The 14,177-nt window shown below is 70.1% G+C and carries 10 protein-coding genes; 2 read left to right on the top strand and 8 right to left on the bottom strand.

Annotated features, from left to right (window positions below; translation table 11 throughout):
* Positions 1-31 precede the first annotated feature (31 nt).
* A complete protein-coding gene (locus tag ASF27_RS09195) occupies positions 32-1,600 on the top strand; it encodes a GMC family oxidoreductase (RefSeq protein WP_056359463.1) in 1,569 nt (522 codons plus the stop codon).
* 61 nt (positions 1,601-1,661) lie between these two features.
* Here the strand turns inward: ASF27_RS09195 and ASF27_RS09190 are convergent, their stop codons facing one another.
* The 5 genes from ASF27_RS09190 to ASF27_RS09170 form a co-directional block, all read right to left on the bottom strand.
* Entirely contained in the window at positions 1,662-3,854 is a 2,193-nt protein-coding gene (locus ASF27_RS09190) for a methyl-accepting chemotaxis protein (RefSeq protein WP_056359459.1), read from the bottom strand.
* Positions 3,855-4,100: 246 nt separating this feature from the next.
* Positions 4,101-5,621, bottom strand: a complete 1,521-nt coding sequence (gene ilvA / locus ASF27_RS09185) for a threonine ammonia-lyase, biosynthetic (RefSeq protein WP_056359456.1) — start codon at positions 5,619-5,621, stop codon at positions 4,101-4,103.
* A 128-nt stretch (positions 5,622-5,749) separates the two neighbouring features.
* Positions 5,750-6,097, bottom strand: a complete 348-nt coding sequence (locus ASF27_RS09180) for a diacylglycerol kinase (RefSeq protein WP_056170050.1) — start codon at positions 6,095-6,097, stop codon at positions 5,750-5,752.
* 2 nt (positions 6,098-6,099) lie between these two features.
* Positions 6,100-7,155 (bottom strand): AbrB family transcriptional regulator, encoded by a 1,056-nt coding sequence (locus ASF27_RS09175; protein ID WP_056359453.1) that lies wholly within the window; start codon positions 7,153-7,155, stop codon positions 6,100-6,102.
* 57 nt (positions 7,156-7,212) lie between these two features.
* On the bottom strand, positions 7,213-8,187 hold the full coding sequence (locus tag ASF27_RS09170) for a LysR substrate-binding domain-containing protein (protein WP_056170043.1): 975 nt from the start codon (positions 8,185-8,187) through the stop codon (positions 7,213-7,215).
* A gap of 161 nt (positions 8,188-8,348) precedes the next feature.
* Here ASF27_RS09170 and ASF27_RS09165 point away from each other — a divergent pair, with 161 nt between their 5' ends.
* A complete protein-coding gene (locus ASF27_RS09165) occupies positions 8,349-9,938 on the top strand; it encodes a catalase (protein ID WP_056170041.1) in 1,590 nt (529 codons plus the stop codon).
* 220 nt (positions 9,939-10,158) lie between these two features.
* Here ASF27_RS09165 and ASF27_RS09160 read toward each other — a convergent pair whose 3' ends face one another.
* From ASF27_RS09160 to ASF27_RS09150, 3 genes are read right to left on the bottom strand one after another with little or no spacing between them, the layout of a single operon-like run.
* On the bottom strand, positions 10,159-11,346 hold the full coding sequence (locus ASF27_RS09160; RefSeq protein WP_056359450.1) for an MFS transporter: 1,188 nt from the start codon (positions 11,344-11,346) through the stop codon (positions 10,159-10,161).
* The gene (gene lnt, locus ASF27_RS09155) at positions 11,343-12,983 is read right to left on the bottom strand and encodes an apolipoprotein N-acyltransferase (protein ID WP_082478905.1); all 1,641 of its coding nucleotides are present in this window, start codon (positions 12,981-12,983) and stop codon (positions 11,343-11,345) included. Before lnt ends, ASF27_RS09160 begins: the two co-directional genes overlap by 4 nt.
* A gap of 40 nt (positions 12,984-13,023) precedes the next feature.
* On the bottom strand, positions 13,024-14,148 hold the full coding sequence (locus ASF27_RS09150) for a hemolysin family protein (protein WP_056359446.1): 1,125 nt from the start codon (positions 14,146-14,148) through the stop codon (positions 13,024-13,026).
* Positions 14,149-14,177 lie beyond the last annotated feature (29 nt).

The following is a 14,177-nucleotide window of genomic DNA, read 5'->3' as shown; positions in this document are numbered from 1 at the left end:
TCGGCACGGCTGCCCAGCCCAGGATCGACCCATGTCCCAGGATCGTTACGACGTCATCGTCATCGGCAGTGGTCCCGGCGGCGGCTCCCTCACGGCGGCCCTGGCGCCGACGGGAAAACGCATCCTCCTCCTCGAGCGCGGCGACTACCTGCCTCGCTCGCAGGCGAACTGGAGCGCCAAGACCGTGTTCGTGGACGGTGCCTATCAGGCCAAGGAAACGTGGTACGGCGGCGATGGGCGGGCCTTCAGTCCGGCACTGCACTACTACGTGGGCGGCAACTCGAAGGTGTACGGCGCGGCCCTCCTCAGGATGCGCGAGCGCGATTTCGAGGCCGTGCGCCACGTCGATGGTGTCTCACCGGCCTGGCCGCTCGGCTACGACGTGTTCGAGCCGTACTACACCCGGGCCGAGCGCCTGTTCGCCGTCCATGGCAACCGGGGCGAGGACCCGGGGGAGCCCTGGGCGAGCGCACCCTACGATCACCCCGCCGTCTCCCACGAGCCGCGCATCCAGCGGCTTTCGGACGACTGGGCTCGGCACGGCCTGCACCCGTTCCACCTGCCGCTGGGCATCAAGCTCGACGAGCGGAACGGCCGGCCGACCCCGACGAGCACCTGCATCCGCTGCGACGCCTTCGACGGGTTCCCCTGCCTTCTCAACGGCAAGGCCGACGCTCAGGTGATGACCGTCGATCCGACGCTGGCCGCGTACCCGAACGTCACCCTCCTCACCAACGCCTACGTGTCGCGTCTCGAAACCGATGCGTCGGGCCGCCGGGTGACCTCCGTCCACGTCACCCGACGCGGCGAAGAGGAGCGCTACAGCGCCGACATCGTCGTGGTGGCGTGCGGAGCCCTTTCGTCGGCCCTGCTGCTCCTGCGCTCGCATTCCGACGCGCATCCGAACGGTCTCGCCAACGGATCGGATCAGGTCGGGCGCAACTACATGCGCCACAACATGTCGGTGCTGATGGCGCTGTCGAAGGAGCCCAACGACACGGTCTTCCAGAAAACGCTGGCGGTGTCGGACTACTACTTCGAATCGAAGGCCTGGGAGTATCCGATGGGTCTGATCCAGATGTGCGCCAAGACGCATCCCGATCAGATCCGCGGCGAGGAATTCCCGAAATGGACGGGCTTCCTGCCCGAGGCGCCCTTCGCCATGGTGGCGCGCCATTCCATGGACTTCTGGCTCCAGAGCGAGGACCTGCCGCACCCCGACAACCGGGTGAGCCTCGGAGCGGACGGTCGGGTGATCCTCGACGTGACGGAGACCAACCGCGAAGCCCACGACCGCCTGCGCGACACCCTGGAGGGCCTGCTCCAACCGGCCGGTGCCTACACCTACCTGTTCGAGCGCTCGCTCTACCTCGGCAAGAACATTCCCCTGAGCGGCACCGCCCATCAGGCCGGGACCCTGCGCTTCGGCACCGATCCCCAAACCTCGGTGCTGAACCTCGATTGCCGGGCGCACGAGGTCGACAATCTCTACGTCACCGATGCGAGCTTCTTTCCGTCCATCGGCGCGGTGAACCCGACCCTCACCATCGTGGCGAACGCGCTCCGGGTGGCGGCGCACCTTGAGGAGCGTCTGGGCTGAAAGCGGAAGCGCCCGGGGCGAACCCCAGGCGCTTCTCCGCGTCGTAAGCCGGTCCGGGCGCTCAGGCGGCCCGGACGGTGGCGAGGAATCCGTCCACTTCGGCCCGCAGGCTCTCGGACTGGCGCGATAGATCGGCGGAGGCGCGCTGGACCTGTGCGGCGGAGGCGCCCGCTTCCTCGGCGGAGGTCGCCACCGCGGCGATGTCCTGCGTCATCGCCCCCGTGCCGGCCGAAGCCTGCCCCATGTTGCGGACGATCTCCTGGGTGGTCACGCCCTGTTCCTCGACGGCCGCCGCGATGCTGCCCGTGACCTGGCTCATCCCCTCGATGCGTCCGACGATGCCCTGGATCGCGCCGGCGGCCTCCCCGGTGGCAGCCTGGATCGCCTCCACCTGCTGGCCGATCTCCGTGGTGGCGCGCGCGGTCTGCTCCGCCAGATTCTTGACCTCCGCGGCGACCACGGCGAAGCCGCGGCCGGCCTCGCCGGCGCGTGCCGCCTCGATGGTGGCGTTCAGGGCCAGCAGGTTGGTCTGCCCGGCGATCTGGGAGACCATCCCGACGACGTCGCCGATGCGCGCGGCGGCCGTCGAGAGCCGGCGCATGGTGTCGGCGGTGCGGCCCGCCTCGTCCACGGCCTTGCGCGACATGTCGGCGGCCTGCTCGACTTGGCGGCCGATCTCGCCGACGGTCGCACCGAGCTCCTCCGCCGCCGTCGCGACGGCGTTGACGTTCCCGGCCGTCTCGTTGGCGGTCGCCGCGACGGTGACGGAGCGCTGCGCGGTTCCGGCCACGGCGGTGATCATGCTGTCCGACGCGGCATTGAGGCCGGAAGCCGCCTGCGACACCGTCTCGACGATCCGTCCCACGGAGCGCTCGAAGCCGTCGGCGAGCTCGGCGAGCAGTGCGCGGCGATCGGTCTCCTCCCGCATCCGCGCGGCGGCGGTGGTCTCGAGCTGGCGGGCGGCGTCCTCCAGGGAGATGTCGCGGATGGTGACGACGGCCCGGGCGATGCCGCCGATCTCGTCGGCGCGTCCGCTGCCCGGTACGTCGGCCAGGGTTTCGCGGCGGGCGAGGGCGTCGAGGGCACGGGTAAGGGCGCCGAGGGGACGGACGATGCCCCGGGCGAACAGGAGACCGAGGAGGGCGGTGAGCACCAGGACGCCGAGGGCGGTCAGCGCGAGGGCGCGGGTGAGGGTGCCGACGGCGCCGAGGATCTCGGTGTCGGATTGCGCCGCGACCAGGGTCCAGGGGGCGCCCATCACCGAAACCCGTGCCGTTGCCGCCATCCGGTCACCATCGGCGGTGGCATAGGTGAAGGGACGGTCGGTGTTGAGGAGCGCTGGGCTCAGGCCGAGACCGGCCGCTTCCATTCCAGCCGATATCTTGCCAGCCGATATCTTGCCGGCCGATCCGGCGCCCGCTTGGGCGATACCCAGGGGCGGGTTGCTGCGCAGGCGCCCGTCGGTGCCGACCGCCACGACCTCTCCGGTGTCGCCGAGACCGCCGCGGTCGGACAGGGTCCGGTCGAACAGGGCAGGCGTGACGCGCATCACCACGAAGCCCATGCGGGTCGCCGCCTGGCCCGTGCCCATGGCGACGTTGGCCCGGCGCGTGATGGATTGCCCGAGAAACGCCGACGGTCCGGCTTCGGCCGGATAGGCGGCGAAATCCTCGTAGAGCGTCGCCGTCGCATCCGCGCCCTTCAGGCGTTCGATCAGGCGGGCGAGCCCGGTCTTGGCGAGGTCGGCTTCGGACAGGGCATGGGCGAAGTCGGCACCCTTCGTGGTGGTGTAGACGATGCGCCCGTCCTCCGAGACGAAGATCAGGTCGGCGTAGCCGCGCCGCTCGATGAGCTTGCGCGCCACCTCCTGCACCTTGGCGTGCCGGCGCGCGTACATCGTGCCCGCCGCTTCGGCATTCAGGCGATCCTCGAGCTTGGTCGGGGACGTGTAGGCCTGCACGACGGCGGCGAACTCGGCCTTCGCCGGATCGAGGGCCTCGACGAGATCCGTGAAGTTGCCGCCGACCTGCGGATTGGCCGCCGTGGTGGCGAGATCGCCGGCCGCGCGCTCGGCGACGAGTTCGATCCCGATCTTGCGCGCCGTCGCGGCGAGCTGGAGCCGGTCCTGCGCCCCTTCCATGAGGCCGGAGCGAGCGAAGTACCAGCTCAGCCCGCCCATCGCCGTGGCGCTGACGAGGGCGAGCCCGACCGTGATGGCCGGCAGGCGGATCTTGAGGCTGGAATAGGCGGACATTCGGGGGGCACCGGGGCGAGAACGCCTCGGTTTACCGGGCAATTTCTAAGGAAGACTTATCCCCGTCCTATGCCGGCAGCTAAAATCTATTGAGTTCGAATCATAACTCGATCACATCTGCCCTGCGAGATAAAATGCTTCCCACTACTGATCTGCGATAGAATTTCGTCGGTGTCCGACGTGGGACCGTACCCCGATGGCTCGATAGCCTGAACGTCTCCGCAACCGGACGAGGCATCTACCCGCTCATGTGTGGTCGTCGAGGAACATCCGGTAGGCGGGGTTATCGGTCTCGTCGATGCATGGATAGCCTAGGGCCGCGATGGCCGCGTCGAAGCGAGCCCGTTCGGTCGGCGGCACATCGATCCCGGCGAGTACTCGGCCGTAATCGGCACCGTGGTTGCGGTAGTGGAACAGGGTGATGGCGAAGCCCTCGCCGAGACCGTCGAGAAACTTCATCAGGGCGCCCGGGCGCTCGGGGAACTGGAAGCGATAAAGCCGCTCGTCTGAAAGTCCGGTCGCCCGGCCGCCGACCATGTAGCGGATATGGACCTTGGCCATCTCGTTGTCGCTCATATCGAGGGCTCGGTAGCCGGCCGCCGAGAGCTCCGCGATGAGCGCGCGCTTCTCGACCGCGCCGCCAGGCAAGTTGATGCCGACGAAGATCTGCGCCTCGCTGCCGCGCGCATAGCGATAATTGAACTCCGTGATGGCGCGCGGACCGAGGGTTCCGATGAAGGCGCGGTAAGCGCCCTGCCGCTCGGGAATCGTCACGCCGAGCAAGACTTCGCGCTGTTCGCCGATCTCGGCGCGCTCGGCGATGTGGCGCAGGCGGTCGAAGTTGAGATTGGCACCGCTCGAGATCGCCACCAGGGTGCCGGTCCCGGCGCCCTCGCGCGCCGCGTAGGCCTTGGCCCCGGCCAGTGCGAGCGCGCCCGACGGCTCGGAGATCGCACGGGTGTCGTCGAAGATGTCCTTCACCGCCGCGCACATGGCATCGGTGTCGACGGTGATGACGCCGTCGAGGTGTTCGCGGCAGAGGCGGAACGTTTCCTCGCCGGCCTGGCGCACGGCGACGCCGTCGGCGAATAGGCCGACGGTGGGCAGCATCACGCGTTCGTTCGCCGCGAGCGCCGCCGCCATGCAGGCGGCGTCGTCCGGCTCGACGCCGATCACCTTGGTCTCGGGCCGCAGGTATTTCACGAAGGTGGCGATTCCGGCGGCCAATCCACCGCCCCCGATGGGGACGAAGATCGCCTCGATGGGCCCGGAATGCTGGGTCAGGATCTCCATTCCGATGGTGCCCTGGCCGGCGATCACGTCGGGATCGTCGAACGGGTGCAGGAAGGTCAGGCCTTGCGCCACCTCCAGTTCACGGGCGTGGCCGAGGGCTTCGTCGAAGGCGTCGCCGAACAGGATCACTTCGGCGCCGCGCGCCCGGCAGGCATCGACCTTGATGGCCGGCGTGGTGCGCGGCATCACGATGACGGCCCGCACGTTCAGCCGCGCGGCGGCGAGCGCCACACCCTGCGCGTGGTTGCCGGCGGACGCGCAGACGACGCCGCGCGCCAGCACCTCGGCCGAGAGGCTCGACATCTTGTTGTAGGCCCCGCGCAGCTTGAACGAGAACACCGGCTGCAGGTCCTCGCGCTTGAGGAGGACCGGGCGCCCGAGGCGCGCGGACATACGCGGCATCGGGTCGAGGGGGCTCTCGACGGCGACGTCGTAGACGCGGGCGGTGAGGATCTTTCGGATGTAGTCGGTCAAGGAGACGGGTGTCCGATTCGGGTGGGCGACGGTTCGGTTACCCGCACATAGGTCCGGCGCACGAAAGACGCGAGGCCGCTTCGCCGATCGGACCCCGGCCACCGTGCGGCTTACGGCTGCGCGTCGGCTCAGCTCACCCGCTCGAACAAGGCGGCGAGCCAGACGAGGGCCGCGACGGCCTGGGCCAGGAAAGCCCCGGCGGAGGCCAGATCCTTGACGATGCCGATCTTGGGGTGATGGCCGGGGTGGAGATGGTCGCAGAGCTTTTCGATGGCGGTGTTGAGGAACTCCGCCGCCAGCATGAGCAGGAGGCTCGCCACGAGAGCGACGCGGACCCAGAGGCCGGCGCCGACGAGGAACGCCAGTGGCAAACCCAGGAGCAACAGGGCGAGTTCGAGGCGCACCGCCCGCTCCGTGCGGGCGCCGTGGGCGAGGCCGCGCCAGGAATTGAGGAAGGCGACGAGCAGCGCGCGCATGGTCAGGCCTTTGGAGCGCCCGCCGGAGCACCCTTGGCGATCCACTTGGCGAGCAGAGGTCCGGTGATCAGCACCACGAAAAGCCGCAGGGTCTGCACCGCGAGCACGAACGACACGTCCGCCTTCGAGCCCACCGCGATGATCGCCACCGAATCGAGGCCGCCGGGACTCGTGGCGAGGTAGGCGGTCAGGAAGTCGATGGGCAGGATTTGGGTGAGGCCGTAGGCCCAGACGGCGCAGAGCGCGATGACCGCGACGGTGGCGATGAGGATTCCGGGCAGGGCCGTCACCGTCTCCCGCAAGGTCTCCCGGCGGAAGCGCAGGCCGACGTACCAGCCGATGGTCGCGTAGGCGAGGTCGAGGAGCGGGATCGGCAGCGCCATGCCGACGAGTCCGGCGGCGTGGAGCGCGGATCCGAGGAGCATCGGCCCGATCAGGGCGGCGGCCGGCAGGCGCAGGAGGTGTGCGAGGGCAAAGCCCACGGCCGCCACCGTCAGGGTCACCAGGACGGTCAGCGGCGGTGTCGTGCCGGCGGCCGGTGCGGCCGGCGCTGCGACATCGGTGAGGAGGCGTGCGACCGCGGAGGCCGACAGCACCACCACGACGACCCGGACATATTGCATGAAGGCGACGAGGCGCGGATCGGCGCCGTACTCCTCCGACATCGCCACCATGGCGGCGGCTCCCCCTGGGGAGGAGCCCCAGGCGGCGGTGGTGCCGGGCAGGATGCGCAGGCGCGTCAGGGTCCAGCCGACGACGGCGCCCGCCACCACGGTGACGAGGACCACGGCGAGGATGATCCACCCGTCTTCCGTGATGGTGGCGACGATCTCGGCGGTGACGGCTTTTGCTACGAGGCAACCGATCATCGCCTGTGCGGCGAGGAAGCCGGTCTTCGGAACGCCGAGCCCGGCGCCGCCGACGCCGAACGCGATGGCGGCCAGCATCGGCCCGAGCAGGAGGGCGGCGGGAAAATGCCCCAGCGTCAGGCCGTACGCGAGGGCGCCCGAGGCCGCGACGAGCGCCACCCAGAGGCCGAGGGACCGGAAGAACTGCACAGCGGGAGCCGGGAGGCGAGAGCGGGGGAGGGAGGGCCGTAGGGGAGATCTGGCGCGCTACACCGGATCGGAGACGCTGTCACGACGGGCCGATGCGGGTGCCGAAGCCCCGTCGTCGCGGCAGGCGGTGGTACCGGCCGGTGCGTGCGCGCGGAAGAAGGCGGCAAGGTGCGCGAGGCCGGCGCCGCGCGGATCGCTGGCACGCCAGGCGAGAGCGACGGTACGGCCGGGACCATCGACGTCGAAGCCCCGCGTCACGGTAAGGCCGCTCGGATCGGGCGCCGCCGGCACGGCGAGGGCCGGCAGCAGGGTGTAGCCGGCCCCCGCCGCCACCATGGAGCGCAGGGTCTCCAGACTCGTGGCGTGGCGGCCGGCCGCACTGCCGGCGCCGCAGGCCGCCACGGTCTGGTCGCGCAGGCAATTGCCTTCATCGAGGAGAAGAAGGTCCGGCCCGGCGATGTCGCGGGCCCGCAGGGCGCCGCCGCGGGCCAGGGGATGCTCGGCCGGGCAGGCGAGCAGGAACGGCTCGATGAACAGCGGCGAGATCGTCAGCCCTGACGACGGCACCGGCAGGGACAGCAGGGCGGCGTCGATGCGCCCGTCGCGCAACCCTTCCAGAATTTCCGCCGTGCGCGCTTCGCTCAGCGCCAGGGCCAGCAGCGGGAATTCCTGGCGCAGGCTGCGCAGGACAAGGGGAAAAAGGTAGGGGCCGAGCGTCTGGATGGCAGCGAGCACGAGGCGGCCGGTGAGCGGCGCGCCGCGTCCCTCGCTCGCCAGCACCAGCAGGCGCTGCGCCTCGGCCAGCACCGTGCGGGCCTGCCGGACGATGCCTTGGCCGGCGGGGGTGAGCATCACCCGGCGGTTGCCGCGCTCGAACAGGACGAGGCCCAGGGATTCCTCGAGCTTGCGCACCTGCACGCTCAGGGTCGGCTGGCTGACGTTGCAGCGCTCGGCGGCGCGACCGAAATGCGTCTCCTCGGCGACGGCCACGACATACTCGAGGTCGCGCAGGGACAATCCAGACAGGTTCATAGGCTGCGTCTATCAGAACGTTTGCCACGATGCATTGGCCAAACGATCCACGGAGGTCCACAAGCTGGTCTCAGAACAATTCCAGGGTCGATGGCATTCGCGAGCCACGGTGCTCCGAACCCATCCCCCGGTCCGATTCAACCATTTGGAGAGAGCACCGCATGAGCGATCAGCGCCCGATTCTGACCACCCGTCAGGGCCACCCGGTTCGCGACAACCAGAGCACCCGCACGGTGGGCGAGCGCGGTCCTGCGACCCTCGAGAACTACCAGTTCATCGAGAAGATCACGCATTTCGACCGCGAGCGCATTCCGGAGCGCGTGGTGCACGCTCGCGGTGCGGGCGCCCACGGCTACTTCGAGGCTTACGGCAAGATCGGCAACGAGCCGGCCTCCAAGTACACCCGCGCCCGCGTGCTCAACGAGACCGGCGTGAAGACGCCGATGTTCGTGCGCTTCTCCACCGTCGCGGGCGCCAAGGAGTCGCCTGAGACCGAGCGCGACCCGCGCGGCTTCGCGGTGAAGTTCAAGACCGTCGACGGCAATTGGGATCTCGTCGGCAACAACCTCAAGGTCTTCTTCATCCGCGACGCGATCAAGTTCCCCGACATGATCCACGCGTTCAAACCGGACCCGGTGACGAACCGCCAGGAGGCGTGGCGCTTCTTCGACTTCGTGGCCCAGCACCCCGAAGCCATCCACATGGTCACCCACCTGAAGTCGCCATGGGGCATCCCGGCCAACTATCGGGAGATGGAAGGCTCGGGCGTCAACACCTACAAGCTCGTCAACGACCAGGGCGAGGCGGTGCTGTGCAAGTTCCATTGGGAGCCCAAGCAGGGCATCCGCAACCTGACTTCGGCCCAAGCCTCCGAGATTCAGGCCAAGGATGTCGGCCACGCCACCCGCGACCTCTACGACAACATTTCGAAGGGCAACTTCCCCGAGTGGGAATTCTGCGTGCAGATCATGCCCGACGGCCCGAACGACCACCTGTCGTTCGACCCCCTCGACGACACCAAGCTGTGGCCGGTGGAAGACTTCCCGTTGCTGCCGGTGGGCCGCATGGTGCTCGACCGCGTGCCCGACAACTTCTTCGCGGAAGTCGAGCAGTCGGCCTTCGGCACGGGCGTGCTCGTCGACGGTATCGACTTCTCGGACGACAAGATGCTCCAGGGCCGGACGCTGTCCTACTCGGACACGCAGCGTTACCGCGTCGGCGCCAACTACCTCCAGCTGCCGATCAACGCGCCGCAGCCCGGCGTGAAGGTTTATTCGAACCAGCGCGACGGCCAGATGACCTATGGGGTCGACGGCCATGGCCAGAACCGCCACATCAACTACGAGCCCTCGACCATCGGTGAGGGCCTCGCCGAAGCGCCCAAGCCCGCCAAGGACTACCACCAGCCGGTGGAGGGCCAGCTCGGCCGCTTCCAGACCTCGCGCACCGAGGACGACTACACGCAGGCCGGCGTGCGCTACCGTTCGTTCCAGGATTGGGAGCGCGACGACCTCATCGCCAACCTCGTCGGCGACATGAAGCAGTGCCCCGAGGCGATCCAGCTGCGGATGGTCTGGCACTTCTCTCACGCGGATGCGGATTACGGCCGCCGCGTCGCCGAAGGGGCGGGCATCGATCTGGCGAAGGCCCTGGCCCTGCCGCCGCTTCCGGGCCGCGCGGCTCCGGGCAAGCGCCTCCAGGCCGAGACCTACACGGACGGCAGCCAAGCCCACCGCGTCGCCGCCGAGTAAGCCTCAGGCGCCGTAGACCGGCGTCACCGGAACCCCAGCCCCGCACGGCCCCCCGGCCGTGCGGGGTTTTTCGTTGGTCCGAGGGATCGTCGGCGGCTGTCCCGCCGCAGGGGGCGCCGTCTCATACCGGTTGATCGCTTCGCGATGCGGATTTGGGCTTCGCTCAAGCGCCGCGCGGGCTGTCTGAGACTGTCTCCGAATGGATCATCCGGAGTCAGTCTCAGGCGTCGCGCGGGTTCGGCACGCCGACGGTCCGGTTCTGCCCGGCCCAGAAGCTGCAGATCAGTGCGCCCCCGGCGATGAGACAGAACAGGGCGACGGAGGCGCCCCAGCCGCCGGTGAGGTCGTGGGCGAGGCCGAAGCCGAGGGGGCCGAGGGACGCCAAGGTGTAGCCGACGCTCTGGGACATGGCGGCGAGATCCGCCGCGCCGGCCGTGTCGCGGGCACGCAGGACGATGAGGGTGAGGCCGAGGCCGAACAGGCCACCGAGGGCGCCGCCCAGCAGCATACCGAACGGCAGAGCGAGACCGAGGGGCCCGAAGACCAGGCCCAGGATGGTCACCACGGCGAGGCCCAGCAACAGCATGGCGAACAAGCGCTGGTCCTTTGCCCGCGCGGCGAGGGACGGCACGACGAGGGCGAAGGGCGCCTGCCCGATGCTCATGAGGGACGCGACGTAGCCGGCCTCCATGGCGCTGAGGCCTCGGTCGTGCAGCACCACCGGCAGCCAGCCGAACATGATGTAGGCGAGCGACGATTGCAGGCCCATGAACCCGGTCACCTGCCAGGCGAGCCGGTCCCGCCACAGGGGGCGCCGCCGCACGGCGCGTTCGGCCGGGTCGGGCGCGCGGGCGAAGGGGAGCCACGCCAGGGTGGCGACCAGGGCCGGGACGCTCCAGAGGCCGAGGGCCGTGGACCAGTTTCCGGCGGCCTGCGTCAGGGGCACGCTGAAGCCCGCCCCGGCGGCGGCCCCGAGACACAGGACCATGGTGTAGAGCCCGGTGACGCGGCCGACCTGGGTGGGGAACTCGCGCTTCACGAGCCCCGGCAGCAGGACGCCCGACAGGCCGATCCCGAGGGCGGCGAGGCAGGCGCCGGCAAAGAGCGGTCCCAATCCGCCAAAGCCCCGGAGCCCCGAACCGAGGGTGACGATGGCGACGGCGAGCAGGACGCCGCGATCGGCGCCGAGTCGGCGGATCACGAGGGGGCCCAGCACGCAGGCGAGGCCGATGCACAGCACCGGCAGGGTGTTGAGGAGGGCCGCACCCCGGGTCCCGAGCCCGGTCGCCGCCTGGATCGTCTCGATGAGCGGCCCGACGGTGGTCAGGGCCGGGCGCATGTTGAACGCGACGAGCAGGATGCCGGCGCCGAGGAGGAGGGGACGCGCCGCCGACACCGGCCGGCTCACGCCGACCGCCGTCGCGCCGTGAGCGCCAGGATGAGGGTGAGGCCGAGCAGGATCGCGAAGGGAGCGTCGCCGAAGCGGGCGTAGGGGGTACGATCGGCGAGCCGCACGGGGAGATCGGCGTCGAGGACGCCCTCGACCCCGACGGGCAGGCTCGCGACGATCCGGCCATGGGCGTCGACCACGGCCGAGATGCCGGTGTTGGCGTCGCGCACCAGGGGCAGGCCTTCCTCGACGGCGCGCAGGCGCGCCTGGGCGAAGTGCTGGCGCGGGCCGGGCGTGTCGCCGAACCAGGCATCGTTGGTGAGGTTGAGGATCAGGCCCGGCACCGGCGGCGGTCCGCTCGGACCCGCTTCCGGCACGATGGCGCCGGGGAAGATCGCCTCGTAGCAGATGGTGGCGGCGATGGGCGGCAGTCCCGGTACCGACAGGATGCGCTGACGGGCTCGGTCACCGGCGGTGAACCCGCCGGGAATCGACACGAACTGACGGATGTGCAGGGCCCGCAGGAATGCGTCGAGGGGACCCGGCAGATACTCGCCGAAGGGGACGAGGTGAACCTTGTCGTAGACTTCACCGAGTTTCGGCCCGGCCGCGAGGGTGAGGATCGCGTTGAAGAAGTGCGGGCGCTCGCCCGGGAGCGACGTGTCGGCCCGGGCCGCGCCCGTGATCAGCTGCTTGCCCGGCGGCAGGGCGGCGGCGATGCGGGCCAGGGCCGCCGGGTCGCGCTGGATCAGGAACGGAAACGCCGATTCCGGCCAGATCACGTGGGTGACGTCGGACAGGCCCGACCGGTCCGGGGCGGCGGCCCGGTCGCTGAGCTCGATGTAGCGGTCGAGGATGTCTTCGCGGTTCTCGGGGCGGAACTTGGCGTCCTGGTTCAGGTTCGGCTGGACGAGGCGCAGCCGGATGCCCGCCACGGTGGCGTCGGGCCCTGCCGGCAGGCGCGCCGCGCCGAGGAGCGCCATGGACCCGAGTACGATGCCCGCCAGAACGGTCGGCACCAAACGGGCGGACGGGGACGCGCCCGTCGCGAGGGTCGCGGGAGCGGCGGCGATCAGGACCGCCAGGAGGGTGAGGCCGTAGAGGCCGATTCCGGCCGCACTCTGCATCAGCCAGAGGTTCTGGCCGAGCGCCATCCCGAGGGTGTTCCACGGGAAGCCCGTGAACAGGTGGCCGCGCAGCCACTCGCATGCGGCGAGCCCGAAGGCGAGGGCGAGGACGCGCCCCGCGCCCGGCGACCAGACGAGGCGGGCCAGGGCGAACCCGAACCCGTAGAACACGCCCAGCACCGCCGGCAGGCCGATCACTCCGAGGGGCAGGGCCCAGGCGAATTCCTCCGCTTCCACCAGGAAGGCCGAGCCGAGCCACCACAGGCCGGCCGTGAGATAGCCGAACCCCCAGGCCCAGCCGATGAGGCCGGCGGTCCGTAGGGTATGCCAGGCGCGGCGGCCCGTGGGGGCGCCGTCGAGGAGCCAGACGGCCACCGACAGAGCGACGGCGAGGGCCGGAAGGGCGCCGAAGGGCGGCATCGCCAGGGCCCCGAACGCCCCGGCGCAATAGGCGACGAGCAGCCGGCGCCACCCCGCGCTCAGCATCACCCATTGGGCGAGGAGGGCGAGGGGGCCGGGCGCCGGCATAGCGTCGGCGCGGCCAAGAGTCATCGAACGACCGTCGCCGTCACGATGCGGGGGCTTCGAGGCTCGGATTGGGTGCGGGCGGCGGCAGCGCCAGCGGCACCACCGACGCGATCTGCGCATCGCTGCGCTTGAGACGCAGGCGCTTCACCCGCCGTGGATCCGCGTCGAGCACTTCGAATTCGAGGTCGCCCGGGCCGGCGATGAGTTCGCCGCGCGAGGGCACGCGTCCGGCGAGGGTCACGATGAGGCCCCCGATGGTGTCGATCTCCTCCGCCATCTCGCCGACTGCCGCGACGAGGTCGACGCCGCTCGCCTCCGACACCTCGGCGAGGCCCGCACGGGCGTCGGCCACGAAGACGTCGCCTTCGCCCTCGACGCGCTGCACGAGGCGGCCTTCGGCGACGTCGTGCTCGTCCTCGATGTCGCCCACCACCATCTCGACGAGATCCTCGATGGAGATGAGGCCGTCCGTACCGCCGTACTCGTCGATGACCAGCGCCATGTGGGTGCGGGTCGCCTGCATCCGCACGAGGAGGTCGATGGCCGGCATGGAGGGCGGCACGAACAGGACCGGACGCTGGATCCGGGTGGAGGCGAGGGTCGCCGAAAGATCGACGCTGGCGAGGTTGAGAGTGCGCAACGCGCGGGCACTCCGGCGGGGCCGCGGGACCGGTGTTTCGTCCGAAGGCTCGGCGGGGGAAGACTCGACGGGGGTCGCGCCCGGCCTCCGATGGCCGACCTCCGCGCGGGCGGCGATATGCTCGACGAAGTCGCGGATGTGGACCATGCCCTTCGGGTCGTCGAGGGTCTCGCCGTAGACGGGCAGGCGCGAATGCCCGGCCGTCCGGAACAGCTTGAGCAATTCGCCCAGACTCGTGTCCATGGACACGGCGACGATGTCGATGCGCGGGATCATCACGTCGTCCACCCGCACCTTGTGCAGGCCGAGCACGTTCTTGAGCATGGCGCGCTCGATGGGCGAGAAGGCGTTCTCGCCCGAATCGGGTTCGGCCAGCCGGTCCTCGATATCGTCGCGCAACGAATCGCGCGGCCGGAGGTGGAAGACGTGCAGCAGACGGTCGTACCAGGGCTCGCGGGGGTGAGCCTCACCGTCGTTCGCGCTGGGCGCGGCCTGGGCCGCGCCGCGACTTCGATCGTTCGTCATGTCTCTCTGATCTGGGATGACGGGCGTTG

The sequence above is a fragment of the Methylobacterium sp. Leaf102 genome, assembly GCF_001422425.1.
Lineage (GTDB): Bacteria > Pseudomonadota > Alphaproteobacteria > Rhizobiales > Beijerinckiaceae > Methylobacterium.
Note: the sequence above shows the minus strand (reverse complement) of the source record. Positions and strands in the feature narration are given on the sequence as shown.

What these genes read in the sequence shown, in the direction of transcription:
- ASF27_RS09195 (WP_056359463.1), top strand. Translation starts at nt 32, where the DNA reads ATGTCCCAGGATCGTTACGACGTCATCGTCATCGGCAGTGGTCCCGGC.
- ASF27_RS09190 (WP_056359459.1), bottom strand. Translation starts at nt 3,854, where the DNA reads ATGTCCGCCTATTCCAGCCTCAAGATCCGCCTGCCGGCCATCACGGTC.
- ASF27_RS09180 (WP_056170050.1), bottom strand. Translation starts at nt 6,097, where the DNA reads ATGCGCGCGCTGCTCGTCGCCTTCCTCAATTCCTGGCGCGGCCTCGCC.
- ASF27_RS09170 (WP_056170043.1), bottom strand. Translation starts at nt 8,187, where the DNA reads ATGAACCTGTCTGGATTGTCCCTGCGCGACCTCGAGTATGTCGTGGCC.
- ASF27_RS09165 (WP_056170041.1), top strand. Translation starts at nt 8,349, where the DNA reads ATGAGCGATCAGCGCCCGATTCTGACCACCCGTCAGGGCCACCCGGTT.
- lnt (WP_082478905.1), bottom strand. Translation starts at nt 12,983, where the DNA reads ATGCCGGCGCCCGGCCCCCTCGCCCTCCTCGCCCAATGGGTGATGCTG.
- ASF27_RS09150 (WP_056359446.1), bottom strand. Translation starts at nt 14,148, where the DNA reads ATGACGAACGATCGAAGTCGCGGCGCGGCCCAGGCCGCGCCCAGCGCG.